Origin of the sequence: Bacillus sp. FSL R5-0576 (assembly GCF_038004765.1) — a bacterium.
In the GTDB taxonomy this organism is placed as follows: domain Bacteria; phylum Bacillota; class Bacilli; order Bacillales; family Bacillaceae; genus Bacillus; species Bacillus subtilis.
This window is the reverse complement of record NZ_JBBORU010000001.1, coordinates 3,556,366-3,580,478: the sequence shown is the minus strand read 5'-3', so window position 1 is coordinate 3,580,478 and position 24,113 is coordinate 3,556,366. Positions and strand designations below refer to the sequence as shown.

23 protein-coding genes and 1 pseudogene are annotated in these 24,113 nt (G+C 46.5%); 13 read left to right on the top strand and 11 right to left on the bottom strand.

Annotated elements, in window-relative coordinates; genetic code table 11:
* Positions 1 to 4: 4 nt before the first annotated feature.
* Genes albG through sboA form a run of 9 tightly spaced genes read right to left on the bottom strand, consistent with a single transcriptional unit; the run spans position 5 to position 6,942 of the window.
* On the bottom strand, positions 5 to 706 hold the full coding sequence (gene albG / locus NX903_RS18380; RefSeq protein WP_003243391.1) for an antilisterial bacteriocin subtilosin biosynthesis protein AlbG: 702 nt from the start codon (positions 704 to 706) through the stop codon (positions 5 to 7).
* Positions 703 to 1,983 (bottom strand): M16 family metallopeptidase, encoded by a 1,281-nt coding sequence (locus tag NX903_RS18375; RefSeq protein WP_086344438.1) that lies wholly within the window; start codon positions 1,981 to 1,983, stop codon positions 703 to 705. Before NX903_RS18375 ends, albG begins: the two co-directional genes overlap by 4 nt.
* A gap of 4 nt (positions 1,984 to 1,987) precedes the next feature.
* Positions 1,988 to 3,148 carry an antilisterial bacteriocin subtilosin biosynthesis protein AlbE gene (gene albE / locus NX903_RS18370; protein WP_086344631.1) on the bottom strand — a complete coding sequence of 387 codons (1,161 nt, stop codon included), beginning with the start codon at positions 3,146 to 3,148 and terminating at the stop codon, positions 1,988 to 1,990.
* Positions 3,138 to 4,448: an antilisterial bacteriocin subtilosin biosynthesis protein AlbD gene (gene albD, locus NX903_RS18365; protein WP_046381398.1), complete on the bottom strand. Its 1,311-nt coding sequence runs from the start codon at positions 4,446 to 4,448 to the stop codon at positions 3,138 to 3,140. The genes albE and albD overlap by 11 nt, the downstream gene beginning before the upstream one ends.
* Positions 4,441 to 5,160 (bottom strand): ABC transporter ATP-binding protein, encoded by a 720-nt coding sequence (locus tag NX903_RS18360; protein ID WP_003227564.1) that lies wholly within the window; start codon positions 5,158 to 5,160, stop codon positions 4,441 to 4,443. The genes albD and NX903_RS18360 overlap by 8 nt, the downstream gene beginning before the upstream one ends.
* Positions 5,157 to 5,318, bottom strand: coding sequence for an antilisterial bacteriocin subtilosin biosynthesis protein AlbB (gene albB, locus NX903_RS18355; protein ID WP_003222006.1), 162 nt, complete (start codon positions 5,316 to 5,318; stop codon positions 5,157 to 5,159). The genes NX903_RS18360 and albB overlap by 4 nt, the downstream gene beginning before the upstream one ends.
* A gap of 12 nt (positions 5,319 to 5,330) precedes the next feature.
* A complete protein-coding gene (albA, locus tag NX903_RS18350) occupies positions 5,331 to 6,677 on the bottom strand; it encodes a subtilosin maturase AlbA (protein ID WP_038829820.1) in 1,347 nt (448 codons plus the stop codon).
* 24 nt (positions 6,678 to 6,701) lie between these two features.
* Positions 6,702 to 6,854, bottom strand: coding sequence for a bacteriocin-like protein SboX (sboX, locus tag NX903_RS18345; protein ID WP_010886632.1), 153 nt, complete (start codon positions 6,852 to 6,854; stop codon positions 6,702 to 6,704).
* Entirely contained in the window at positions 6,811 to 6,942 is a 132-nt protein-coding gene (sboA, locus tag NX903_RS18340; protein WP_003222002.1) for a subtilosin A, read from the bottom strand. The genes sboX and sboA overlap by 44 nt, the downstream gene beginning before the upstream one ends.
* Positions 6,943 to 7,254: 312 nt before the next feature.
* Here sboA and NX903_RS18335 point away from each other — a divergent pair, with 312 nt between their 5' ends.
* The 4 genes from NX903_RS18335 (at position 7,255) to fnr (ending at position 11,488) form a co-directional block, all read left to right on the top strand.
* Complete coding sequence (locus NX903_RS18335; protein ID WP_003243604.1) at positions 7,255 to 7,683, top strand: DUF1934 domain-containing protein; 429 nt, start codon at positions 7,255 to 7,257, stop codon at positions 7,681 to 7,683.
* Positions 7,680 to 9,350 (top strand): arginine--tRNA ligase, encoded by a 1,671-nt coding sequence (gene argS, locus NX903_RS18330; protein WP_003227570.1) that lies wholly within the window; start codon positions 7,680 to 7,682, stop codon positions 9,348 to 9,350. The genes NX903_RS18335 and argS overlap by 4 nt, the downstream gene beginning before the upstream one ends.
* Before the next feature lie 135 nt (positions 9,351 to 9,485).
* Positions 9,486 to 10,673 carry a nitrate transporter NarK gene (gene narK / locus NX903_RS18325; RefSeq protein ID WP_046381397.1) on the top strand — a complete coding sequence of 396 codons (1,188 nt, stop codon included), beginning with the start codon at positions 9,486 to 9,488 and terminating at the stop codon, positions 10,671 to 10,673.
* Between the two features lie 98 nt (positions 10,674 to 10,771).
* Positions 10,772 to 11,488 (top strand): fumarate/nitrate reduction transcriptional regulator Fnr, encoded by a 717-nt coding sequence (gene fnr, locus NX903_RS18320; protein WP_086344437.1) that lies wholly within the window; start codon positions 10,772 to 10,774, stop codon positions 11,486 to 11,488.
* A gap of 31 nt (positions 11,489 to 11,519) precedes the next feature.
* Here the strand turns inward: fnr and NX903_RS18315 are convergent, their stop codons facing one another.
* On the bottom strand, positions 11,520 to 12,239 hold the full coding sequence (locus tag NX903_RS18315; RefSeq protein ID WP_014481214.1) for a YwiC-like family protein: 720 nt from the start codon (positions 12,237 to 12,239) through the stop codon (positions 11,520 to 11,522).
* Between the two features lie 143 nt (positions 12,240 to 12,382).
* Between NX903_RS18315 and arfM the strand changes: the two genes are divergently transcribed.
* The 9 genes and pseudogenes from arfM to NX903_RS18270 all read left to right on the top strand — a co-directional run bounded on the left by arfM (position 12,383) and on the right by NX903_RS18270 (position 23,796).
* Positions 12,383 to 12,859, top strand: a complete 477-nt coding sequence (gene arfM / locus NX903_RS18310) for a Crp/Fnr family transcriptional regulator ArfM (protein WP_003243032.1) — start codon at positions 12,383 to 12,385, stop codon at positions 12,857 to 12,859.
* 218 nt (positions 12,860 to 13,077) lie between these two features.
* Positions 13,078 to 16,764 carry a nitrate reductase subunit alpha gene (locus tag NX903_RS18305; protein ID WP_086344436.1) on the top strand — a complete coding sequence of 1,229 codons (3,687 nt, stop codon included), beginning with the start codon at positions 13,078 to 13,080 and terminating at the stop codon, positions 16,762 to 16,764.
* Complete coding sequence (gene narH / locus NX903_RS18300; RefSeq protein WP_014481212.1) at positions 16,754 to 18,217, top strand: nitrate reductase subunit beta; 1,464 nt, start codon at positions 16,754 to 16,756, stop codon at positions 18,215 to 18,217. The genes NX903_RS18305 and narH overlap by 11 nt, the downstream gene beginning before the upstream one ends.
* A gap of 25 nt (positions 18,218 to 18,242) precedes the next feature.
* Positions 18,243 to 18,797 carry a nitrate reductase molybdenum cofactor assembly chaperone gene (gene narJ / locus NX903_RS18295; RefSeq protein WP_014481211.1) on the top strand — a complete coding sequence of 185 codons (555 nt, stop codon included), beginning with the start codon at positions 18,243 to 18,245 and terminating at the stop codon, positions 18,795 to 18,797.
* Positions 18,794 to 19,465, top strand: coding sequence for a respiratory nitrate reductase subunit gamma (narI, locus tag NX903_RS18290; RefSeq protein ID WP_003227587.1), 672 nt, complete (start codon positions 18,794 to 18,796; stop codon positions 19,463 to 19,465). Before narJ ends, narI begins: the two co-directional genes overlap by 4 nt.
* Before the next feature lie 151 nt (positions 19,466 to 19,616).
* A pseudogene (locus tag NX903_RS18285) lies at positions 19,617 to 19,813 on the top strand (YitT family protein); the annotation flags it as partial.
* Positions 19,814 to 19,943: 130 nt separating this feature from the next.
* Entirely contained in the window at positions 19,944 to 21,446 is a 1,503-nt protein-coding gene (gene cls / locus NX903_RS18280) for a cardiolipin synthase (RefSeq protein ID WP_086344435.1), read from the top strand.
* A gap of 88 nt (positions 21,447 to 21,534) precedes the next feature.
* The gene (locus NX903_RS18275; RefSeq protein WP_086344434.1) at positions 21,535 to 23,262 is read left to right on the top strand and encodes an ABC transporter ATP-binding protein; all 1,728 of its coding nucleotides are present in this window, start codon (positions 21,535 to 21,537) and stop codon (positions 23,260 to 23,262) included.
* Between the two features lie 9 nt (positions 23,263 to 23,271).
* The gene (locus NX903_RS18270) at positions 23,272 to 23,796 is read left to right on the top strand and encodes a dihydrofolate reductase family protein (RefSeq protein WP_077670964.1); all 525 of its coding nucleotides are present in this window, start codon (positions 23,272 to 23,274) and stop codon (positions 23,794 to 23,796) included.
* Between the two features lie 42 nt (positions 23,797 to 23,838).
* Here NX903_RS18270 and NX903_RS18265 read toward each other — a convergent pair whose 3' ends face one another.
* Complete coding sequence (locus tag NX903_RS18265; RefSeq protein WP_086344433.1) at positions 23,839 to 24,111, bottom strand: hypothetical protein; 273 nt, start codon at positions 24,109 to 24,111, stop codon at positions 23,839 to 23,841.
* Positions 24,112 to 24,113 lie beyond the last annotated feature (2 nt).

Genomic DNA, 24,113 nt, shown 5'->3' with positions numbered 1-24,113 from the left:
TATTTTATAGATCAAGAGAAGCGGTGCTGTGATAAGAGAATCGTTTATAAATAAATGATCCGATTTGCTGAATGGCAGCCAGGATAATCAGAAACAGCAGTTCACTTATAGAGAAACTGAGCATCCACCAAATCCCGGCTGCTGCCAGTGCTCCCGCAAACACTTTTCTGAACAGGCTGCCGTGCCGGAAAAGCTGCCGCAAATACGTTCGCATGCAAAACAATAAATACAGGATCAGTAGCATCGCAAGTCCCATTGAAAAGGCAGGGGGCGTATGAAGGCGGAAAGGGACGGCTTTAACGATTTCGAACATGCAGCCGAATATGATGACTTGGCACAACACGGCAGCCATCACGTATGTTTGGCGGACGTTTTTATAGCTGTCACGCAGCGATTTGACGTCTTCTGCATATCGGCTGCACAAGTTGTGTTGCTGAAAGTCACAGCAGCTTTGATGAGACTGTGTGAGTTTCTGAAAAGCTGCTGTCATGTTTTTCACGGATTGGGTGACATAGTGAAGATAGAGAAAAGCAGGCAGCATCAGGAGGGCAGCGGTACAAGCCAGCAGTCCGAGCCGCACAGCATCATTGTTGATCATCTGTACATATTGGGCGGCGGCTTCGGCAACGGCCTGAACCCAGCCGAAGGAATAAGCCGCCATACCTATAAGCAGCAATAAAAGGGTAAAGACAGTGCTTTGTTTCATTGTCTGATCGCCTCTTTCTGAGAAACGTGAATGATCGCTTTGTTAGAAGATGCCATTGCATCAATGAGAGACAAGAAAACCTGCGCATCCATATCTTGAATGATGTGGTACATGTCAAGAAACGAGCAATCGCACCTGTCACACTCGGCTGCCCACTCGAAGCATTTACGCACATAATCGCTGTCATAAATGATCGCGTCTGTCAAAGAGTCCTTGCCGTATTGAAGCCAGGCGGCAACCTGTTCTTTCTTCTGTGTGACATAGTATGAAGCCACATCGATATAAGCTGAAGAATGGGTCCCTTGACTGTGAAGGATCAAGAAACCGCCATCCTCATATATATAAGTCTCGGCTGACAAGCGATCGATTTCCAGGCGGTACGTTTGCTGAATCTCTTGAAAAAACGGTGAATCTAATTGAAATAGAATACGAGCCGCGATATCCCAATAAAGCTTTATCGACAACAGATCGTTTTGCCCGGGAAGTGCGCCGATCTGTAATCCGGTCCAGGTATCTTCCATCCGCTCCTCATCACCCAGCATCATTTTTTGTGAGAGGGCTGGAGGGCATGCCGGGATGATTTTTCTTTCAGCATGATAATCCGGACGCTTTTCCAGCTGGAGGTGAGGAGGCAAAAGCGTTTCTGTATTTTCTGAGCCCCCAATCAAAAACAGCGTCATCCGATGGGCTTGGTAGGCAGCCTTATAGGCTTTTTGTAAATCACTGATGTCCAGCGCCTCAATATCTTCGATTCTGCCTGCGGGGAAAACGGCAGCTGGTGAGGAGGGAGAAAGCATGCTGATCAGCTGATAATGATATGAGAGCTGATGGTTAAGGTGTGCTGTTTGAATTTCGCTTGTAATCACAGCTTTTTCCTGAGCGACAATCTTCTTGTCAAATGAGTGGTTCCATAAAGCATCAAGCAGGATGGGAATCGTTTGTCTGAGCCGATCCGGTAATGAGGTAAACATGAAATTGGTATCGGTGTAGGTAGTGAATGCGTTTAAAAGCGCGCCATGCGCAAAAAAATCACTGTACAGATTGCGGCCGTTATGCCAGAAGAGAAGATGCTCTAAAAAATGTGCTGTGCCATACGGAAGCAGTGTATCACCGGATTCTGCCCGTATACATACATCCCGGCTTCCAAAATCGATTTTTACATTGCACAGCCGCAGGTGGGCGCGGGGGAATTTCAATCTGAATATTTTTAGTCCGCTGTCTGTGTATCTGATATCGGTTCGTTCATCCAGCTGTTGAAAAAAGGCTTTCTTTTCCATCTCTTCATCCCCTTACTACATGAGCTCCGATATAATTGATGGTCGCTATGAATTGCAATACATCACGGCATGTAACCGCTGAGATGCCATCCAGCAAGGCTTCTTTCGTGCAGGAGAAGCGGCGCAGGACCCCCATATAGGCCAATAGACCTTCGGGAGAATCGAATTGCAGCAGCAATTCATTGCGTAAAAACTGCTTTGCCTGTTCTAGTTCCCGCTCATCTGTATGAAAAGCTGAGACAGCTTCCAAAACGCGCGGGGGAATGTCTTTCTCATGAAGCTGATCTGTACATATTGAAACAAGCAGCAAATTGTTCATGACATCGTAACGGGTGATAACGTGATAGACTGCCAGATCCTTCTCTCTGAAGTGCTTGAATAAAGCGGAATGGCCGTACTTTCCCAGTAATCCGTCTATTAGCTGTATTTTGATATAATCGCTGGCATCTTTCATCTCTCCGCAGTCAAATCCGAGTGTCAAGACGGAAGGACCTGCAGCGCTGCGTGTCTCTGTTTCAAAAATATGCCGGTTTACGGGTATTCTTCCGGACGTTACAGCGGACGTTTGCGGGGCATGTCCCCGAACATCACATGCTTGTACTTGTCCCAATATGTTCAGCTGTTTTTGCTGGGACACTAAATCAACGATAAAGTCCGTTGCGTCGAGAAACCGTTTAGGATGAATCGCCTTTATCCTGTCTCTCCGGCCAAACATGCCTGTGCCGTACATCGGGTTTCCGAAGACCTCCTCAGCCAAGCGCGCCGCCGAGTAGGAGAAAGGATCAGTGAATTTCTTTTCGATTCTCAGCAGCAGCTCATTCCTGGCCTTTTCAACTGCTTCGAATGAAAGAGAAGAAGGGAAAGACAAGTCTGCAAAAGTTTTCAGCAGGGCGTCAACATGAAGATTCCCGTTATATAATGGGTGAATCAAACGGGTCCCGCAGGTTTTCAGCTGCTGATCAAAAAAGAGATTCGCTGAGTACATGAAACGGCTGCCGGCAGCACAACCGAAAGCGTCAATGATTTGCTCCTTCAGGTACGCGGCGGCGCCGTAAAAATAAATTGTTTCTTCCTCAGGTTCCGCCGCGCTTTCGATCGGTTTCAGAAAGCTCGCGGCGATTGATATAGTTGAAAATTGATGAGTCTTCAGCAGGTTAACTTCCAAGCCGTTCTCTTTTGCTTGTATCAAAGAAACCACCATCCTGTTTTTGCAGGTAATAGACTATGACCAGACCGGCTATCGGAATGACCGCCAAGGATACAGCGGTGCCGGCTAATGTGGCTAAGAATAGGGGAAGACAAAACAGATAAGACCGATATTTTGAGAAACCGCTCCATAGCTGCTGCTCCGTCTGCCAGCTGAAGGAGGGCCTTTTTTCATCCGCAGTTAACCTGATAAAAGCTCCCGCCAGCAGCAACTCAATGCACTGCAAAAAAGTGAGAACTGAAATCGGACGGCCGCTGATGAAACCCACAATCATCACGACAAGGAGAAATCCGCCTGCCAATAGGCCTGAATAAAAGCGATATTTCGCCCAAAACATCGTTTTCCGCTTGATCGGAAGCGTGATGAGCAACATCCGGTCATTTTTTTCAATCGAGTACAAAAGGGCGATCGGCGAGCAGATGAGCAAAAGCGCGGAAATCACGATATAAATCACTTGCTGATTGAAGATGCCGGTGTTCATCATCTGGAACGAAAAGAAGCCGCTGAATACCGCCATTACCGCGTAATTTAACAGCATCGCTTTAGAAGAGATAAATCGGTTCCATTCTCTTTTGTAAAACGAAAATTCAGATCGCCGCATAAATGAATGCATCTTGCCCTGCTGCGGAGGCGCCTGCAGAAAGACAGGAAAGTCAATGATCACCGCCCACAGCATATGAACCGCGCAAAGCGGAAGCGTGGTGGCCGGCATCAAAGCGGCGCTGAGACATACACAGGCGAATATCGCCGCATGCAGCAGAAACATCAAGTTCTTCTTTTTGACGAAGTGGTTGCTTAGCACAACTCCGAAAATAATGGAGTAAACGGTAAAAAACGAAAACCTGCCGAGCCAAAACAATGTTTGCGCCCCTGACAGCGTTCCGTTTCCAAATAAGAACAGCGGTAAAATAAAAAAGAATAAAGTTCTTCTCAAACAGGTATCGACAAACAAAACGACACTCTGGGCGAGCCAAAAGCTCCGTGAAGAAATCGGCAGCAGGCAGCTCAGTTTCATATAAGATTCCTTCCATTGAGATGTCACAGAAAGAAACACCATATATGCGTTCATTAAGAGAAGCGCGAGTATGATATACGTTTTGCGCAACACCGATTCATCAATGCCGGCCTGGCGGATCAGCCCAATTTCAAACACGGCCAGAATGACAAGGCCTGCGGCAATGCGGATGGCATCCTTTTTCCCTTGCCGGCTGTAAAGCTGTTTGAACAGCAAAGACATGATAGGGATTATGTTATTCATGGCCGATCACCTCAAAAAATTCCCGCCGCAGATCGGTCTCCTCTCCAATCGGAATGACCTTTTGAATCTGTTTGTTGTGAAGAATAGCCGCATAATCACAAAATCTTTGCACGACATCGAGCAGATGAGAAGAAAACAAAATGGTCCCGCCTGCTTCACAGTACTCGCGCATTTTCTGATAAAAAACCTCTATCGATTCCACATCCAAACCGACGAGCGGCTCATCCAAAATAAACAGGGGAGCGCGCAGCAATAAGCCTGTCATCAATACAACCTTTTGCCTGTTCCCCAAGGACAGCTCCGAAATTCTCCTATTGATGTATTTCGAAAAATGAAAGGCCTCGGCCAAACTGGCAAACTGCTGCTCTGAAAAATCCTTTTGATAAAGCGAATGGACGAAAGACACATAGTCCTTCGCCGTAATTTCTGTAAATAGCAGCGGATAATCGGCGGCGAAGTAACGGTGAGTCTTCAGCTGATCTGATGTTTTCTGCGGCATGCCGGCCTCCGCTTCAATTCCGCACAGTGTAAAGCGCCCGCTGAAATTGCGGTTCACGCCTGTCAGCGTATTAATCAGTGTCGTTTTTCCGGCGCCGTTTACCCCAAGCAACCCGTAAACGGCGCCTTTTTCTAAATGTAAATCCACTTGTTCTAAGATGACGTTGTCCCGTTCATACCAAACGGATACATCGTGTATATCCAAAATGCTCATCGCGAGTCAGCCTTCCGCGCGCGCATCCCGAACAGAATGGCAATGGCAATGAAAATCAGCGTAAACAGATAGTCGCTTTTGACAAAATAGACGACTGCGCCGATGACAAATATAAATGAAAGGATATACAGTAAAATTCTTCTTTGTGCTGGTGACAAATCGTTTCCCTCCTAAATAAGCTGGACCACGTCTTCTAATTGTTCATTTTTCGCCCAAGAGCAAATGTTTTTCCGGTGATATTTGTTAGAGTTCAGCCCTTTTAAGTAACAGCCTCCGCAATAGCCGCTGAACGGGCATTTGTCTTTCATGCAATGTTCGCTGAACCGCGGCGCCTGCGCTTGCCACAGTTTATGGACGAGAGGGGAGTTAAAGATGCTTTCATAGGAATCATGAAAAATATTTCCCAATGAAAATTCCTTTGGAAAGAGGGCGCAAGGACGTACTTCGCCGAACGGGCTGATCACAATGGACTTCCAGCCAGCGCCGCAATTTGCCGCGCGTTTTCTCTCATAGGGAATAATCGGAATCAGATCTTTAAACTCATCAATCACATTTTGCTCGTATTCCATAAACTTGTGGTGCTGCTCGGCGTCTTTCGTTGGATGGACAATATCCCTGCCTCTTCCGAAATCATCAACCCAATTGTAAGAGAACGCCTTCGCCCCGAGATCCCGAACCTTTTGGGCCATATCGTGGATTTCCCACATGTTTTTTTCGAAGACAGACATAGCGACTCTGACAAATATACCGTGGTCACTCAACAATTTTATCGTTTTACAAGTTTGGGCAAAAGAGCCTTTTCTCCCTCTAAAGGAGTCATGGACCTCGGAATTGACACTATCAAGAGAAATGCCGACGATGATTTTTTGCTTGTAAGTCTTCAAAAGCTCCAGGCTCTCTTTTCGCATGAGTGTTCCGTTTGTTAAGACAGCGACTTTTTTGAACTTTTTACACACATAGTCAAGAATCTCATTGGCGTTTGGATGGACAAAAATTTCTCCACCTGTGATTTCGCATGTCAATACACCGTTATCAAACAGCATATCAGCCGTTTTTTTGAATTGCTCAATCGACACGGTGCCGAGCGCTTCAGGTGAGCTTTCCAAATAACAGTGGGCGCATTTCAAATTACAGCGGTGCGTCAGTTCAAAGGTGGCGTGCAGGGGCATCGGAAATTCATTGCTTCCGCTCGTGGTGATTGTATGGCGGCTGGCCCGGTTTCCAAGCTGGATCACCTGCTTGTTCTGGAGCATGTTGAGCATGTCGTAATACCAATCTTTATGGTCTTCCGGTGATTCATCATACACTGCACATTGCTCAGCTAAAATCTGCTCAGCTGTTTTTTGGCCATCCATGCGCATGCAGAGCTCGTAAGCCGTTTTGTTGAGATCCAAATACTCAAAGTCAGAAATGGAGACATTATCGCGCAAGTAGTCGATTTCTAACACGCCGCCCTCAGGAAGCTGGTGAACTCTTACACTTTCATTAATAAATGGAAACATCTGCTCTATAAACAAAATACCATCCCCTATACATATGATTCAAATGAAAAACGGTTGTGTATGTATATCCAAGAGGTAGATTTTAGTTAAAAATTGTAATTTACTTAAAAAGGGCATAGTAGAATGACTATGCCCTTTTGGGAGATCCTTACCCCCATAGACCGAATAGACCTGTTGCACCGGCAATTTCAAAATCAGGGATAGGACCGTCCACTAGACAAGCGGCTCCGATCGAGCATGTTGCACAACCTTTGTTTTCTACAATGACAGCTTTTTTCATAATTGAATCCTCCCTTTTTTTGTTTTTCTAGCAGATCTATGTTGTACTTTTATCTTAAAACTATCAAATTACTAATTCAATACATATAATTTGAAAAAAATGTGAAAAGAAAATGATAGATTTCGGAAAAATGTAACATTTCCTAAAGGTAATTAGTGATATGATTTTCTCTTCTATATAAGGAAATGCTTTTTATGAGGTTTATCTTCAAATCTGATGAGCAATGATGGTAAGATAGAAGCAGTTGAAGTTTACAAACCGAATGATTATACTATTCAAGTCAAAGTGGAATGATGAAAAGGACGTGTCAGAATGAAGCAAGAGACACCGATAACACTCCATGTGAAGTCTGTGATCGAGGATGACGGAAACCAAGAAGTCATCGAATTCCGCACCACCGGATTTTACTATGTAAAACAAAATAAAGTGTATCTATCTTATTATGAAGAACACGACTTAGGCAAAGTCAAAACGATTGTGAAAGTAAGCGAAGGCGAAGTCCTGGTCATGAGGTCAGGCGCTGTCAAAATGAATCAGCGTTTCGTAACGGGAGCTTCCACAATTGCTAAATATAAAATGTCATTTGGTGAGCTTGAGCTGAAAACAAGCACAAAATCGATTCAATCTGATCTCGATGAAGAAAAAGGCCGTATCAGCATCGCATATGACATGCATGTCGGAGACGAGCAGGAGCATTTACATAATATGACGATCACGTATGAGGGAGGAACTCACGCATGAACATTGCGGAACAAATGAAGGACGTGCTGAAAGAAGAAATTAAAGCGGCCGTTCTGAAAGCGGGACTGGCTGAAGAAAGCCAGATTCCCAATGTTGTTTTAGAAACACCGAAAGATAAAACACACGGCGACTACTCAACGAATATGGCGATGCAGCTGGCAAGAGTGGCAAAAAAAGCGCCGCGTCAAATCGCTGAAGAGATTGTCGCCCATTTTGATAAAGGGAAGGCTTCGATTGAAAAACTGGATATCGCCGGCCCGGGTTTTATCAATTTCTATATGAACAATCAGTATTTAACAAAGCTGATTCCGTCTGTACTGGAAGCAGGGGAAGCATACGGGGAAACGAACATCGGAAACGGTGAACGAGTTCAGGTAGAATTCGTATCAGCGAATCCGACGGGAGACCTTCACCTCGGGCATGCGCGCGGGGCGGCTGTCGGCGATTCCTTGTGCAACGTGCTTTCAAAAGCGGGTTACGATGTAAGCCGCGAATACTACATTAACGATGCGGGAAACCAAATCAACAATCTGGCGCTTTCTGTTGAAGTCCGTTACTTTGAAGCACTCGGATTGGAAAAACCGATGCCGGAGGATGGCTACCGCGGTGAGGATATCATTGCGATCGGAAAGCGTCTCGCTGAGGAATACGGTGATCGTTTCGTTAACGAAGAGGAAAGTGAACGCCTCGCGTTTTTCCGTGAATACGGCCTGAAATACGAGCTGGAAAAGCTTCGCAAGGACTTGGAAAACTTCCGTGTGCCGTTTGATGTGTGGTATTCAGAAACTTCACTGTACCAAAATGGAAAAATTGACAAGGCGCTTGAAGCGCTCCGCGAAAAAGGCCATGTCTATGAAGAAGACGGCGCGACTTGGTTCCGTTCCACGACGTTCGGCGATGATAAAGACCGCGTATTGATCAAGAAGGACGGCACGTACACGTACCTGCTTCCTGATATCGCGTATCATAAGGACAAGCTTGACCGCGGCTTTGATAAGCTGATCAACGTTTGGGGCGCCGATCACCACGGCTACATCCCGCGTATGAAAGCGGCAATTGAAGCGCTGGGCTATGAAAAAGGAACGCTTGAAGTAGAAATCATTCAGCTCGTTCACCTTTACAAAAACGGCGAGAAAATGAAAATGAGCAAACGGACCGGTAAAGCCGTAACGATGCGTGACCTGATTGAAGAAGTCGGCTTGGATGCCGTTCGTTACTTCTTTGCGATGCGAAGTGCGGACACCCATATGGATTTTGACTTAGATCTTGCTGTATCAACATCTAACGAAAACCCCGTGTATTATGCACAATACGCGCATGCCCGTATTTGCAGCATGCTTCGCCAAGGGGAAGAGCAGGGACTTAAACCGGCGGCAGATCTTGATTTCAGCCATATTCAATCAGAAAAAGAATACGATCTGCTGAAAACGATCGGCGGCTTCCCAGAGGCAGTGGCGGAAGCAGCGGAAAAACGAATTCCGCACCGTGTCACTAACTATATTTATGATCTGGCTTCTGCTCTGCACAGCTTCTACAATGCAGAGAAAGTCATCGACCCTGAAAATGAAGAGAAAAGCCGCGCGCGCCTGGCTTTAATGAAGGCAACGCAAATTACGCTGAACAATGCGCTTCAGCTGATCGGCGTATCGGCTCCGGAAAAAATGTAATCACGATCAAAAGGACAAAGTCTTCGGGCTTTGTCCTTTTTTTATGAGAAAAACGTGTGATGTAATTCACAATCCTGTTTGCCGAGTTTTTGTATGATAAGACTGATTATTGAATCATTGAAAGGGGCAAGCCAAATGATCAACCGTCAACACATTCAATTATCGTTACAGTCATTAAGCTTGGTGGCAGGGTTTATGGTTTGGGTGCTGATTTCATCACTCATTTCCCAAATCACATTAGATATTCATTTAAGCAAGGGCGAGATTTCTTTGGTGACGGCGATTCCCGTTATCCTCGGGTCGCTTCTTCGCATTCCTCTAGGGTATTTAACGAACAGGTTTGGCGCGCGGCTGATGTTTATGATCAGTTTCATCCTGCTTTTATTTCCTGTATTTTGGATCAGTATCGCGGATTCTCTGTTTGATTTAATCGCCGGCGGCTTTTTCTTAGGGATCGGGGGAGCGGTGTTTTCCATTGGAGTGACCTCCCTCCCGAAATATTATCCGAAAGAAAAGCACGGTGTCGTCAATGGGATTTACGGTGCAGGAAATATCGGGACAGCCGTTACGACATTTGCAGCGCCGGTTATCGCTCAAGCCGTCGGGTGGAAATCAACCGTGCAGATGTATCTGGTTTTGCTGGCTGTCTTTGCCTTACTGCACGTTTTGTTCGGTGACAGGCATGAGAAGAAGGTCAAAGTTTCTGTTAAGACTCAAATCAAAGCCGTTTACCGAAATCATGTGCTATGGTTTCTGAGCCTGTTTTATTTTATTACGTTCGGTGCCTTTGTCGCCTTCACTATCTATCTGCCGAACTTTCTGGTGGAGCATTTTGGGCTGAATCCTGCAGATGCCGGCTTGCGGACGGCTGGCTTTATTGCGGTTTCTACGCTGCTCAGGCCTGCGGGCGGATTCCTGGCTGATAAAATGAGCCCGCTCCGCATCTTGATGTTTGTTTTTGCCGGGCTTACATTATCAGGCATTATCCTATCGTTCTCGCCGACAATCGGCCTTTATACGTTTGGATCATTAACCGTGGCCGTCTGCTCAGGCATAGGAAACGGGACTGTTTTTAAACTGGTGCCTTTCTATTTTTCGAAGCAAGCGGGGATTGCCAATGGGATTGTGTCTGCCATGGGCGGATTAGGCGGCTTTTTTCCTCCGCTCATATTGGCGAGTGTGTTTCAGGCAACAGGCCAGTACGCGATCGGGTTTATGGCGCTTTCAGAGGTGGCGTTAGCCAGCTTTGTCCTTGTCATATGGATGTATTGGCAGGAAAGAATGAAAACACACACGGAGAGAAACAGCCAGAGCATCAACTAACACTGGGGCATTCACAAGATTGTTAGTTTTTTCTCGATGGGTACAAATCAATTCACGTTACAATAAACACACAACGTGACTTTCTTCGAGGTGAGCTCATGAATTTTCTCTCTGTTCGACCATCTGATAGAGATCTTATATCCAGCGATCTGCATGAATTGCTGGAATCGATCAGCACGAAAAGAAAAATGGAAAAACACACGTATTTGTTTCGAGAAGGAATGGATGCAGAAGAGCTTTATCTGATTCAATCAGGACTCATTGAAATCGGCAAGCTGACATCTGACGGAAAAGACCTGACGCTTAGAATCTGCCAAAAGCATGATATCGTCGGAGAATTAACACTTTTCACTGAAGAACCGAGGTATATGCTCAGTGCAAAAGTGCTAGAGGATGGCGAGGTGCTCGTCATTAATAAAAATAAGCTGGAAAAAGAATTAATCCAAAACGGCGCTTTGACATTTGAGTTCATGAAATGGATGAGCACGCACCTCCGGAAGATTCAGTCCAAAATCAGGGATCTGCTTCTTCATGGCAAAAAGGGGGCGCTCTATTCTACCCTTATCCGCTTATCAAACAGCTACGGAGTGGAGCGAAGCGACGGCATTCTGATTAACATTGTCCTGACAAATCAGGATTTGGCAAAGTTTTGCGCGGCTGCACGGGAAAGCGTCAATCGTATGCTCGGAGATCTCCGCAAAAAAGGGGTTATTTCGATAGACGAATCCGGAAAAATTATTTTGCACAAGCGGGACTATTTACGATGTGAGATTGAGTGTGAAAATTGCCCGCTGGAGATTTGCAATATTGACTGAAAAAACAAGGACAGTGGTGTCCTTGTTTTTTTTACCTTGTGATAAACAGGCACATGACGGCAAGAAAGAAGCAGGCATTCACGATTTCCAGAATGCCAATCGTTTTTACGGGCCAATCCCTTCCATGAAAAAACCATGCCCGCAAGCTGCTCGGAATAAAAGCGAGAAACGCCCATCCTGCTCCGAAAAGAGCGGATAAAAAGGGGAGCAGCAGGTGATATCCCCATGACCAGTATGCAAATGCCCTGTTTTTTCTCTCGCGGATCACCGATTTCACATAAAAGGAACTCCCGATAAAAAATAAAGCAGACTGCAAGAAAATAAACCAAGCCCAGCCGTCAAGGGTTCCCATCCCCAGCCAGCAGCTCGCAAACCCGCCCGAACAAAAGAACAAGACACCTGCAACATCATTCAATAGGGCTCGTTCGTTTTTTCTGCGGGCAAAATACATATGTATGAGAAACAGCGGCAGTAAAGAAACGCCCACCCAGATGAGAGGCGGCTTATGAAAGACCGAGATCATCAAAAAGCAGCAGGCGGGAAAACCGTAATAACACATCCACTTTTGATATGGTTTGCTTTGTTTCTTTTTTAAGGCAAGCGTAACGGGATAAACCGCTAAGTATAGGAAAAGCCAGCCTAGGAAGAGCGGAATATGCCAAATAACGGGGCCTCCCTTGACCATGCCGAGTAAAAATGGGATCAGCAGCATCGCCCACGCCCCGTGCTGCTTCGGAATCAGCGCCTTCATCGAAATCCTCCTTTTTTCTTTCATTATAAATGCATTCACCCTCCTGATAAGTGACATTCATCATACAGGCTGTGAAATACATCACTGCTGTACAGGCTCAGTCGAGCTACACTAAAGCTATCCTTAGCACAGGAGGTTTTCCTATGAATCAGTGTGACTATTTATTATTTCTGAAACAACTTCCTATGTTTAATGAAGTGCCTCTATCCATTGTCGAAACCTTGCTGAAAAACGGCACGTTTATCCGCGGTTCATGTGATCAGTCTCCATCTTTTCTTCATTCTCAATCTGTTTATATTGTATTAAAAGGCAGTGTCCGTTTTATGGACACAAGGCTCCCTGAAGGGTCGAAAACCGTTGCGCTGTGGGAAAAAGGCGATGTGTTTCCGATTGATGAAAAAGGCGGGCTTTATTTATCGCCCTTTATCTCAGTCAATGCCACTTCAGACATTCTGATTCTCAACATCCCATATTACATATTTAAGAAAATGATGTCTTATCATCCGCAGCTGCAAATGAACTTTTTGGCTATGCTTCAGCAAAATGTTTTTTGTTCCTATCAATTATTTTTGCGGTATCTGCATACATCACAGGATGAAAACGCCGAGCCCGGTTCTTAAATAGAGCCGGTTTTTTTGGATCTTTGAATGAAAGGCGGCTAATGACCCAAGCGTCCTGCCTGAACGCAGCCTTCCTCACATCTTGTGAAAATCCTTCCTTCTCCTTTGTGTGAACATTTTGTGAAAAAAGCAGAGTGTGTGACATAGTTCACAAGGAAACGCGCTGTCTCTGTTTATAGTGAACTTAGCATCACCTGACTCGGAAGGAGTGAACTCTCATGAAGAAAAAGAAAATGAGTCCGTTGTTTAGGAGATTGAATTATTTCTCTCCTATCGAACACCATTCAAATAAACATAGCCAAACTACCCGCGAGGATCGCGATTGGGAGAATGTATACAGAAACAGATGGCAGTACGACAAAGTCGTTCGCTCCACCCACGGCGTCAACTGTACAGGGTCTTGCAGCTGGAATATTTATGTGAAAAACGGAATTGTCACGTGGGAAGGGCAAAATTTGAATTATCCATCAACAGGCCCGGATATGCCTGATTTTGAACCGAGAGGCTGCCCGCGGGGGGCCAGTTTTTCATGGTATATCTACAGCCCGCTCCGTGTGAAATATCCATACGTGCGCGGTGTGCTGATCAATTTGTGGCGGGAGGCATTGCAGACGCATCAAAATCCATTGGAAGCCTGGAAATCGATCGTCGAAAACCCTGAAAAAGCGAAGTCTTATAAACAGGCGAGAGGGAAAGGCGGTTTTGTGCGCGCTGAATGGCCGGAGGTGCTGAAGCTGATTTCAGCCTCTCTGCTGTATACAGTGATGAAATACGGGCCTGACCGAAACGTCGGTTTTTCTCCGATTCCGGCCATGTCCATGATCAGCCACGCATCAGGCTCCCGGTTTATGTCGTTAATCGGAGGCCCTATGCTCAGTTTTTATGACTGGTATGCGGATCTTCCTCCAGCATCCCCGCAAATTTGGGGTGACCAGACGGACGTTCCGGAAAGCAGTGATTGGTACAATTCCGGCTATATTATCACATGGGGCTCCAACGTTCCGTTAACGAGAACGCCTGACGCGCATTTTTTGGCGGAGGCCCGCTATAAAGGCGCTAAGGTCATTTCGATCAGTCCAGATTTTGCGGAATCCTCAAAGTTCGCGGATGACTGGCTGAGTATTCGCCAAGGGACTGACGGGGCGCTTGCGATGGCGATGGGTCACGTTATTCTGCAGGAATTTTACGTGAACCAAGAAACTGAACGTTTTATTGAGTACGCGAAGCAATACACTGATTTTCCATTTCTCGTCACTCTGTCAAAAGAAAATGGCGTATACACAGCGGGACGGTTTCTGCATGCGAAGGACATCGGGCGGAAGACAAAGCATGATCAGTGGAAGCCTGCAGTTTGGGATGAACAGACAAGTTCATTTGCCATACCCCAAGGGACAATGGGCTCGCGCTGGGACGGGCAGCAGAAATGGAACCTGCACATGATTGATGAAGAAACCGGGGAACCGATTGAACCCCGTCTCTCTGTGCTGGGAATAGAGGACGAAATCGGCACGGTGCGCATCCCGTATTTTTCAAATGACGGAAACAAAGTGCTCGAGCGGGATCTTCCTATTAAAAAAATGAACCTGAACGGTGAAGAAACGTACATCACGACCGTGTTTGACTTGATACTGGCTAACTACGGCGTGAACCGGGGCATCGGCGAACGATCGGCTGTCTCCTATGATGACCCTGAGCCGTTTACGCCTGCTTGGCAGGAACAAATGACAGGAATCAAAAAAGAAGCTGTCGTTAAGATTGCCAGAGAGTTTGCTCAAAATGCGATCGATACAGACGGCCGGTCCATGATTATCGTAGGGGCTGGCATTAACCACTGGTTCAACTCCGACACGATCTACCGAGCGGTGTTAAATCTTGTTTTACTTGTAGGCGCCCAAGGCGTAAACGGCGGAGGCTGGGCCCATTACGTGGGGCAGGAAAAGCTCCGACCTGCTGAAGGGTGGCAGACGATTGCAACTGCAAAGGACTGGGAAGGCGTGCCCAAGCTGCAAAACGGCACCTCATTTTTCTACTTTGCGACAGATCAGTGGCGTTATGAGGACCAGCCGATCAGTGATTTGGCATCACCGATTGCTGCGTCATCCCGCTACAAGCACCACGCTGATTACAATGTGCTGGCGGCGCGGCTGGGGTGGCTTCCGTCTTACCCGACTTTCAATCAAAATGGCATCGATCTGTATAAAGAAGCTGAAAAAGCAGGGGCAGAAACACCTGAAGACGTTGGTGCGTACGTGGCCTCACAGCTCCAAGAGAAAAAACTGAAATTCGCGATTGAAGATCCCGACAATGAAGTGAATTTTCCAAGAAATCTCTTCGTATGGCGGGCAAATCTGATCTCAAGCTCAGGAAAAGGGCATGAATATTTTCTCAAGCATTTGCTTGGGACGACAAACGGCTTGATGAATGACGACAGCGACAGCATCCGCCCTGAAGAAATCAAATGGCGGGAGCAGGCGCCGGAAGGAAAGCTCGACTTGTTAATCAATCTTGACTTCCGAATGGCCGGTACGGCGCTGTATTCCGATATCGTGCTGCCGGCGGCGACATGGTATGAAAAACACGATCTCAGCAGCACAGATATGCATCCGTTCATTCATCCTTTTGCTCCTGCGATCTCGGCTCCGTGGGAATCGAAGTCAGACTGGGATATTTTCAAGGCGCTGTCAAAAGCCGTTTCCGATCTGGCAGAAGAAGTCGATATGGAGCCGGTGAAAGAAGTGGTTGCGACGCCGCTCCTCCATGACACCATGCAGGAATTGGCCCAGCCATTCGGCAAAATCAATGACTGGAGCAAAGGCGAATGTGAAGCCATTCCGGGAAAAACGATGCCGAACATCCAAGTCGTTGAACGGGATTACAAACACATTTTTCATAAAATGACTGCACTTGGTCCGAACGTTGCTCTAAAGCCGAGCGGAACAAAAGGGATGAGCTGGTCAATAGCCGATGAATATGAATCACTCAAACAGAGATTGGGAGAAATCACCTCGGACAGCGTCGCAAAGGGATGTCCAAATATAAGTGAAGCAAAGCAGGCAGCAGAAGCGATTTTAGCCCTATCATCCACTTCGAATGGAAAGGTCGCCGTCAAAGCATGGGAATCACTTGAAAACATCACGAACCTGAAGCTGAAAGACCTGGCGGAAGAACGCGAGGAAGAATGCTTTACGTTCGAACAAATTACAGCCCAGCCGAAAACGGTGATCACGTCTCCAGCGTTTTCCGGCTCTGAAAAAGGAGGGCGCAGGTATTCGCCGTTTACGACGAATGTTGAAAAATTAATCCCGTGGCGGACGCTGACAGGCAGACAATCCTATTATGTCGATCATGAACTGATGATGGAATTCGGTGAAACGATGGCGACATTCAAACCGATCCTCCAGCATCGCCCGTTTCTGAGCAAGCGGCCTGATCAAGAGGGAAAAGAAATCGTCCTCAATTATTTGACGCCGCATAATAAATGGTCTGTCCACAGCATGTATTTTGATTCTCTGCCGATGCTGACGCTGTTCCGCGGTGGGCCGACCGTGTGGATGAATAAAGATGATGCAGAGGACACGGATATCAAAGACAACGATTGGATTGAATGCTTTAACCGAAACGGTGTTGTCGTCGCGAGAGCGGTTTTGTCTCATCGGATTCCTAAAGGAATGGCGTTTATGCACCATGCCCAGGACCGCCACATCAACGTGCCCGGAACAAAGCTGACGAATAACCGCGGAGGCACCCATAACAGCCCGACAAGGATTCACGTCAAGCCGACACAGATGATCGGGGGCTACGCCCAGCTCAGCTACGGCTTTAATTATTACGGTCCAACGGGGAATCAGCGCGACCTGAACGTCGTCATCCGCAAGCTGAAGGAGGTCGATTGGCTTGAAGATTAAAGCGCAAATCGGTATGGTCATGAACTTGGATAAATGCATCGGCTGCCACACGTGCAGCGTCACCTGCAAAAACACGTGGACAAACCGTTCCGGTGCGGAATATATGTACTTCAATAATGTAGAAACAAAGCCGGGCATCGGCTACCCGAAGCAATGGGAGGACCAGGACAAATATAAAGGCGGCTGGACATTGAAAAAAGGAAAGCTCGAGCTGAAATCGGGCTCGAAAACCAATCGGCTTGCAGGCCTTTTCTATAATCCGAATCAGCCGTCAATTGATGATTACTATGAACCTTGGAACTATGATTATGAAACATTAACGAACAGCCCGCAGAAAAAACACCAGCCGGTAGCACGCCCGAAATCGTCCTTGACGGGGGATTTCATGAATATCGAATGGGGACCGAACTGGGAGGATGATCTCGCGGGCGGCCACATAACGGGGCTTGAAGATCCCAACGTACAAAAGATGGAGGAATCGATCAAAACAGAATTCGATGAGGTTTTTATGATGTATTTGCCCCGTATTTGCGAGCACTGCATCAACCCGGCGTGCGTCTCATCCTGTCCATCCGGCGCCATGTACAAACGCGAGGAGGACGGCATTGTGCTTGTGGATCAAAACGCATGCCGTTCATGGAGATATTGCGTCTCATCCTGTCCTTATAAAAAAGTCTATTTTAACTGGCAAACGAACAAAGCGGAAAAATGCACACTCTGCTTTCCGCGTTTGGAGGCGGGACTGCCAACCATCTGCTCTGAGACGTGTGTTGGCAGAATCCGCTACCTCGGCGTCATGCTGTATGACGCGGACAAAGTGGAGGAAGCGGCATCTGTTGAAAATGAAAAGGATCTCTACCATTCCCAATTGGACGTTTTTCTTGATCCAAATGATCCTGAGGTTGCCAAGCTGGCAAAAGAACAAGGCATTCCGGCTGAATGGATAGAGGCTGCGCAGCAATCGCCGATCTATAAAATGATCATTGACTGGAAGATTGCGCTGCCGCTTCATCCAGAGTACCGCACCCTGCCAATGGTGTGGTACATTCCGCCGCTCAGCCCGATTATGAATCTCTTTGAAGGAAAAGGCAGCCGGCAATCCGCGGAAGATATTTTTCCGGCTATCGACCAAATGAGAATCCCGATAGATTATTTGGCGCAGCTGTTAACAGCCGGTGATACGGATCATATTCGGTCAACGTTGAAGAAAATGTCTGTCATGCGCCAGTATATGAGAGCGATCCAGACGAATAAATCAATCGACCCGGAACTGATCTCCAGTGTCGGCTTAACAGAACAGCAAATTGAAGATATGTATCGGCTGCTTGCGATTGCCAAATATGATGACCGCTTTGTGATACCGAGCAGTCATCGAGAAGAAGTTTCAGATTTATATGCTGAACAAGGGAGCTGCGGCTTATCATTTTCAGGCGGCCCCGGCTCCTGTTTCTAACTTTTGATAAATGAGGTGTAACAAGATGAACACCACAGACCGGCAAATTACGTTCTCCGCTCTATCCACTCTTCTCTCTTATCCGGATGAAGAGTGGAGAGCCGAGATTCCCGATTGGAAGGCTCTTATCCATGAAATCAGCAACCGGCAAATCCGGGAGAAGCTGCTGCACTTTTTCGAAGCGTCAGCCAGCTTTTCACCGGAAGCGCTGATTGAACACTATGTCTATACATTCGACTTTGGGAAAAAAACAAATATGTATGTCACCTACTTTAACTCGGGCGAGCAAAGGGAACGCGGCGTTGAATTGCTGCATTTAAAAAACACATACGAGCAATCCGGTTTCCTGCCGACAGAGAAAGAGCTGCCTGATTATCTGCCGCTGATGCTGGAATTTGCTGCGGCTGCAGAAATTGAAGCAGCGAGAAGCGTGTTTGAGAAATATCTGTCCAATGTGAGGGAGCTGGCATCCCGTCTCGAAAAAAATGACAGTATATACGCTGAACTGCTGCACGTGCTGCTGGCCGCGCTTGAAAACATTGGCGTACGTGAAAGCGTTGAAGGGGCTGTTCAGGCATGAGCGGGCAGATCCTCTGGGGTATTATGCCATACATTGTATTGACAATCTTTATCGGCGGCCATATTTACCGCTACCAGCATGACCAATTTGGCTGGACGGCGAAATCAAGCGAGATGTTAGAAAAGAAAAAACTCGCCGCGGGCAGCACACTTTTTCACTGGGGACTGCTGTGCGTTGTCGGCGGGCATGTCATGGGGATTCTGATCCCGGAAGGCGTGTATGCTTCCCTTGGCATTTCAGAGCATATGTATCACAAAATGGCGATTGGCGCTGGCTTGCCGGCGGGCATTGCGGCATGTACCGGACTTGTCATCCTGACGTACAGAAGGCTGTTTGACAAAAGGATCCGCAAAACCAGCTCGCCATCAGATATCCTTACGCTGCTCCTGCTGCTGTTCATGATGCTGTCAGGCGTTGCGGCCACGTTTCTCAATATTGATTCGAAAGGATTTGATTACCGGACCACAGTCGGGCCCTGGTTCAGGGAAATCGTTTTGTTCAGGCCTGACGCCTCTTTGATGGAGAGTGTCCCGCTATGGTTTAAGTTTCATATTGTAATAGGATACGTCGTTTTTATCCTGTGGCCGTTTACGAGATTGGTTCATGTGTTCAGTCTGCCGCTCAAGTATCTGACCCGCAGCTACGTTGTATATCGGAAACGCTCGTGAAAATCCCCCTTGCAAGAGGGGGTTTTTTCTGCCAAGGTAATGGCTGGGCGGCCGGGAATCCTGGAAATAACATCAAGAATAAAACGGATTTTACTCATTTTAAACCGGCTGAACTGCAGATTATGACTCAGCCTGACTAACTCCTTATATCTTTGTGATCAATATCCCGTTTTATATATTTTCTCTCATCAGAATGGGTATCAAATTCACTCTATCCACCGTATTTGCAGTCACAGCGCTGCCTCTTTTTCGGCGCTTGCCGGAGTGCTGAGCGGGTTCGGCCTGCCGCTTATGTTGTCACTCGGCGTTGCCAATAGTCTTGCTTTATTTCTGCAGAAACGATGCGGATGAATTCCGTGACAGTTAGTTTTCTCTAAACCTCTCCTCCTTTGGCGGAGAGGTTTTTTGCTTACAAGGTTTATCGATTAGAAAAAAGAGGTAATACAGAGGTAATTGAATCAGATTGGAGAGAATCAGGATGCTGAAAAGGAGACTGGAATTTTTCTTTTTATATATGATGCTCATCGGGGCATATGTCATTTGGTTTTTTCCGGTTTCCAGGCTTGAGTTTTACGGAGGATTGCTTTGCTATATAAGCATTATTTTGTTCAGCATCTATTCATTAATTCTTGAAAACCGCACCTCGCAGCACACGCTGCTATGGATCCATATTCTTGTCTTTTTTCCAATCGTCGGCTACGTGTTTTATCTGTTTTCGGGACAGCTTTATGTAAAGGGAAAGCTGTTTAAGACAAAACGAATGTACAACAGGGAAAAGCTCAGGAAGCTGTTTGACAAGGAGGAAACGCCCGAAGTGACAGGGCTGAAGGACAATCAAGAGAGATTCTTTACCTATTCCATCAAGGCTGCCCATATGAATATCAATACGAAAAGCAACATCAAAGTGCTGAAAAACGGCGAAGAAACCTTCCCGGACATTTTCAAAGCGATGAGAAAAGCGGAATCTTACATACATATTGAATACTACATGTTTAAATCAGACATGCTCGGACGCGGCATGATGGACATTATGATGGAGAAAGCGCGCCAGGGTGTCGAGGTGAGGTTTCTATACGATGCGGCAGGAAGCATGAAGCTGGCAAGAAGAGATATTATGAGAATGAAACAAGCGGGGGTGGACATCGTCCCGTTTTCTCCGCTGAAATACGGGTTTTTCAACCAGAAGCTGAATTTCAGAAATCACCGGAAAATCGTGATCATCGATGGGAAAACCGGTTTTGTGGGCGGATTAAATGTTGGGAAGGAATATATCAGCAGAGATCCGTACATCGGATTTTGGAGAGATACACACCTGCGGCTTGAGGGGGAAATTGTGCAAACGCTCCACGCTATCTTTATGCTGGATTGGGAATATGTCTCCAATGAAGTGCTAATTGATCAAGAGGAGTACAATACCCCGGTTCCCGTGGAAGGAGGAGGCATTTATCAAATTGTCGCGACAGGCCCTGACATGAAAGAAAGCATGAGCGACCTTTATTATGAAATGATTTCTTCAGCGCAGAAATCAATATGGATCGCCACACCCTATTTTGTCCCCAATGAATCCATTCGCACGGCGCTAAAAGCAGCGGCGACAAAGGGGGTAGAGGTAAGGGTTATGGTGCCGGAGAAGAACGACAGCTTTTTGACCCAATACGCGTCGAGGTCCTATTTCCCGGAGCTGCTTCTTGAGGGCATTGAAGTGTACTCCTACCAAAAAGGCTTCATGCATCAAAAAGTCATGATCATTGATGGCGATCTCGCCTCCGTCGGTACCGCGAATATGGACATGCGCAGCTTTCAGCTCAACTTTGAAGTGAATGTGTTCTTCACGGATGCCGAAGCGATCCGAACCCTTGAGGCCCATTTTGAAGAGGATATGCAGGAAAGTGAAAAGCTCAGCCCTGTCGGCTTTTATAAAAGAGGCGTGGCTGACCGGACAAAAGAGTCATTTGCCCGCCTGTTTTCAGGTGTTCTGTAAGAAAAAAGAAATCTGATTTTTCAAAACAGCCCGTGTATAGTATAATTGAGAAATATTATCAGTTATTTATACATTGGGGGAAGATAGGGTGCTGCGGCAATTTTTTTCATATTATAAACCATATAAAACGTTGTTCTTTCTCGACTTTTTCTCAGCGATCGCGGGAGGTTTAATGGAGCTGAGTTTTCCTTTGATCGTCAATTATTTTATTGATACCTTGCTGCCGGGCAGGGATTGGGGACTGATCATCGCGACCTCAATCGGGTTATTTGCGGTGTACGCGCTCAGCTCGGCTCTTCAGTATATCGTGACCTACTGGGGACACATGCTTGGTATCAATATTGAGACTGATATGAGAAAGTCGCTTTTTGACCATTTGCAAAAGCTCTCGTTCAAATTTTACGACAACAACAAGACGGGAACGCTGATGTCGAAGCTCACGAACGATTTAATGTATATCGGTGAAGTCGCCCATCACGGACCGGAAGACTTATTCATTGCGGTCATGACCATTCTCGGGGCGTTCGGAGTGATGCTGTTTATTAACTGGCAGCTTGCTTTATTAACGTTTATCATTATGCCGATCGTCATTTGGCTAGCGCTTTATTTCAACAAAAAAATGACCAAAGCATTTACCACGCTGAACAAGGATATCGGAGACTTCAGCGCGCGTGTAGAAAATAACATCGGCGGCATCCGGCTTGTGCAGGCGTTCGGAAATGAAGCGTTTGAAAAAGAACGTTTCGCCGTCAATAACCAGCGTTTTCGTGTCACAAAGCTTTCTTCCTACAAAATCATGGCGAAAAACGGTTCAATCAGCTATATGCTGACCCGGTTTGTCACGCTGTTTGTCCTTTTGTGCGGGACGTGGTTTGTCATTCGCGGCTCCTTATCGTACGGGGAATTCGTGGCGTTTGTGCTCCTGACAAATGTGCTGTTCAGGCCTATTGACAAAATTAATGCCATTATCGAAATGTATCCGAGGGGGATCGCGGGTTTCAAAAGCTATATGGAGCTCATGGAGACAGAGCCGGACATTCAGGATTCACCTGATTCGAAAGATGTTTCCGGCCTGAAGGGCAATATCCGCTATAAACATGTTTCGTTTGGCTATGATGACCATCACAATGTCCTCAATGACATCAACCTATCCATTCAAGCGGGGGAAACGGTGGCGTTCGTCGGTCCGTCAGGTGCGGGGAAATCAACGCTTTGCAGTCTGCTTCCGCGTTTTTATGAAGCATCGGAGGGCGACATTACGATTGACGGCATCAGTATAAAAGACATGACGCTTTCTTCGTTGCGCGGGCAGATTGGCGTCGTGCAGCAGGACGTTTTCTTATTCTCGGGCACGCTTAGAGAAAATATCGCCTACGGCCGACTAGGCGCATCAGAAGAAGACATTTGGCAAGCTGTGAAGCAGGCGCATCTGGAAGAGCTCGTCCATAACATGCCCGATGGGTTGGATACTATGATTGGCGAACGCGGCGTGAAGCTTTCCGGCGGGCAAAAACAGCGTCTGTCAATTGCAAGGATGTTCTTGAAAAATCCGTCGATCTTGATTCTCGACGAAGCCACCTCAGCCCTTGATACAGAGACGGAAGCGGCGATCCAAAAGGCGCTTCAAGAGTTGTCTGAGGGGCGCACGACGCTTGTCATCGCCCACAGGCTGGCAACAATCAAAGACGCGGACAGAATTGTGGTTGTTACAAACAACGGTATTGAAGAACAAGGCCGTCATCAAGACCTGATCGAAGCCGGAGGCCTATACAGCAGGCTGCATCAAGCGCAATTCGGGCAAATGGTGCAGCGATAGGAGGAGAACATGGAAAGAAAAACTGTGCTGTACATTGCTGTTTCATTGGACGGGATGATCGCAAAAGAAGATGGAAGCATCGATTGGCTGGATGAATTTGAAGGTGAAGGCGACAACGGCTACAGTGATTTTTATCAGACTGTTGATACAGTCATTTTAGGCCGGAGCACATATGAGCACGTAAAAGTGCTAACACCGGTTTTCCCGTATCAGGATAAAACCTGCTATGTTTTTACAGGATCGCCCGACAGTTATCAAGATGAACATGTGACGTTTATCAATGAGGGAGCCAGAGCCTTCACTGACCGTTTGAAACAGGAAAAAGGCTCAAACATCTGGATAGCTGGCGGGGCGGAGCTGGTGAATGCCTTTATGAAAGAAGATGCCATCGACGAATTCATCATCACTGTTATTCCCGTCGTTTTAGGAAGCGGCATCCCGCTGTTTCACGAACTAACATATGAAACAAAACTGCGGTTAATAGGGACAAAACAATTTGGACAAGCGGTTCAGCTCCATTATGTAAGAGCATAAGAAAAAAGGATAGACAAATGTCTATCCTTTTTTGTATGTAAGTTAGAGCGCTTCTCTCTCAGCAGGCTCGATGAAATTTTGGAATTTTTCAATGAGCTGTGATGCTTTTGTTCCTTCAACTACGATCAAATATTCCTTTTCATTATGAGCCATGCGGAATGTTTCAAGCTCAATTAAGCTTTTGATTTTGCACATCGTTTTCTTTGAATAAATATAAACCTCGTGGCTTCCGGAATGGCACATTTTATAAAGATGAATCAAATTTCTTAAAGTAAAGGCCTGTGCGGCTACTTTCAGAGACTTGATATTTTTCATGA

What these genes read in the sequence shown, in the direction of transcription:
- argS (WP_003227570.1), top strand. Translation starts at nt 7,680, where the DNA reads ATGAACATTGCGGAACAAATGAAGGACGTGCTGAAAGAAGAAATTAAA.
- narI (WP_003227587.1), top strand. Translation starts at nt 18,794, where the DNA reads ATGAGCGGGCAGATCCTCTGGGGTATTATGCCATACATTGTATTGACA.
- fnr (WP_086344437.1), top strand. Translation starts at nt 10,772, where the DNA reads ATGAATTTTCTCTCTGTTCGACCATCTGATAGAGATCTTATATCCAGC.
- NX903_RS18270 (WP_077670964.1), top strand. Translation starts at nt 23,272, where the DNA reads ATGGAAAGAAAAACTGTGCTGTACATTGCTGTTTCATTGGACGGGATG.
- albD (WP_046381398.1), bottom strand. Translation starts at nt 4,448, where the DNA reads ATGAATAACATAATCCCTATCATGTCTTTGCTGTTCAAACAGCTTTAC.
- NX903_RS18315 (WP_014481214.1), bottom strand. Translation starts at nt 12,239, where the DNA reads ATGAAGGCGCTGATTCCGAAGCAGCACGGGGCGTGGGCGATGCTGCTG.
- albG (WP_003243391.1), bottom strand. Translation starts at nt 706, where the DNA reads ATGAAACAAAGCACTGTCTTTACCCTTTTATTGCTGCTTATAGGTATG.
- cls (WP_086344435.1), top strand. Translation starts at nt 19,944, where the DNA reads ATGCTGAAAAGGAGACTGGAATTTTTCTTTTTATATATGATGCTCATC.
- NX903_RS18265 (WP_086344433.1), bottom strand. Translation starts at nt 24,111, where the DNA reads ATGAAAAATATCAAGTCTCTGAAAGTAGCCGCACAGGCCTTTACTTTA.
- NX903_RS18360 (WP_003227564.1), bottom strand. Translation starts at nt 5,160, where the DNA reads ATGAGCATTTTGGATATACACGATGTATCCGTTTGGTATGAACGGGAC.
- NX903_RS18335 (WP_003243604.1), top strand. Translation starts at nt 7,255, where the DNA reads ATGAAGCAAGAGACACCGATAACACTCCATGTGAAGTCTGTGATCGAG.
- narK (WP_046381397.1), top strand. Translation starts at nt 9,486, where the DNA reads ATGATCAACCGTCAACACATTCAATTATCGTTACAGTCATTAAGCTTG.
- NX903_RS18305 (WP_086344436.1), top strand. Translation starts at nt 13,078, where the DNA reads ATGAAGAAAAAGAAAATGAGTCCGTTGTTTAGGAGATTGAATTATTTC.
- narJ (WP_014481211.1), top strand. Translation starts at nt 18,243, where the DNA reads ATGAACACCACAGACCGGCAAATTACGTTCTCCGCTCTATCCACTCTT.
- arfM (WP_003243032.1), top strand. Translation starts at nt 12,383, where the DNA reads ATGAATCAGTGTGACTATTTATTATTTCTGAAACAACTTCCTATGTTT.
- sboA (WP_003222002.1), bottom strand. Translation starts at nt 6,942, where the DNA reads ATGAAAAAAGCTGTCATTGTAGAAAACAAAGGTTGTGCAACATGCTCG.
- NX903_RS18375 (WP_086344438.1), bottom strand. Translation starts at nt 1,983, where the DNA reads ATGGAAAAGAAAGCCTTTTTTCAACAGCTGGATGAACGAACCGATATC.